The organism is Micromonospora sp. NPDC047620 (assembly GCF_043205005.1).
Taxonomy (GTDB): Bacteria; Actinomycetota; Actinomycetes; order Mycobacteriales; family Micromonosporaceae; genus Micromonospora.
Genome location: NZ_JBIDDG010000142.1, coordinates 1 through 1,239 on the forward strand (window position 1 = coordinate 1; position 1,239 = coordinate 1,239).

The window sequence follows — 1,239 nt, forward strand, 5'->3', positions numbered from 1 at the left end:
GCGGGTACCGGCGACCTTGAAGTCCATGTCGCCGAAGGCGTCCTCGGCGCCGAGGATGTCGGTCAGCGCGACGTAGCGGGTCTCCGACTCACCGTTGTCGCCGGTGACCTCGTCGGACACCAGACCCATGGCGATACCGGCGACCGGGGACTTCAGCGGCACACCCGCGTTCAGCAGCGACAGCGTGGAGGCACACACCGAACCCATCGAGGTGGATCCGTTGGAGCTCAGCGCTTCCGACACCTGGCGGATGGCGTAGGGGAACTCCTCCTGGCTCGGCAGCACCGGCACCAGCGCCCGCTCGGCGAGCGCGCCGTGGCCGATCTCGCGCCGCTTGGGCGAGCCGACGCGGCCGGTCTCACCGGTGGAGAACGGCGGGAAGTTGTAGTGGTGCATGTAGCGCTTGCTGGTCTCCGGGCCGAGCGAGTCGACCTGCTGGGCCATCTTCACCATGTCGAGGGTGGTGACGCCCAGGATCTGGGTCTCACCGCGCTCGAACAGCGCCGAACCGTGCGCCCGCGGCACCACGGCGACCTCGGCGGACAGTGCCCGGATGTCGGCCAGGCCACGACCGTCGATGCGGAAGCCGTCGGACAGGATGCGCTGGCGCACAAGCTTCTTGGTGACCGAGCGGAACGCCGCGCCGATCTCCTTCTCGCGGCCCTCGAAGTCCTCGGTCAGCGCCGAGAGCACCTCGAGCTTGATCTCGTCGATGCGCTCCTCGCGCTCCTGCTTGCCGGCGATCGACAGCGCCTCGCCCAGCGGGTTCTTCGCGGTGCCCTCGACAGCGGTGTAGACGTCGGCCTCGTACGGCGGGAAGAGCGGGAACTCCTCTGTGGGCTTGGAGGCAAGCGCCGCCAGGTCGGCCTGCGCCTTGCACAGCCGCGCGATGAACGGCTTGGCGGCCTCGAGACCTTCGGCCACAACGGTTTCCGTCGGCGCCTGAGCACCGTCCTCGACCAGGGCGATGACCTTCTCGGTCGCCTCGGCCTCGACCATCATGATCGCGACGTCACCGGATTCGACCACGCGGCCGGCGACGACCATGTCGAACACGGCCTCTTCGAGCTGCTCGACGGTCGGGAATGCGACCCACTGGCCCTGGATCAGGGCCACCCGCACACCGCCGACCGGACCCGAGAACGGCAGTCCCGCAATCTGAGTCGAGGCGGAGGCCGCGTTGATGGCGACCACGTCGTAGAGATCGTTGGGATCCAGGCTCATCACCGTGACCACGAC

The 1,239-nt window shown here is 68.5% G+C and carries 1 protein-coding gene; it reads right to left on the reverse strand.

All coding sequences use genetic code 11. From position 1 onward, the window contains the following. Nucleotides 1-1,239: polyribonucleotide nucleotidyltransferase (locus ACGF5C_RS34800; protein ID WP_393308673.1), on the reverse strand; the 1,239-nt coding region annotated here is incomplete at both ends.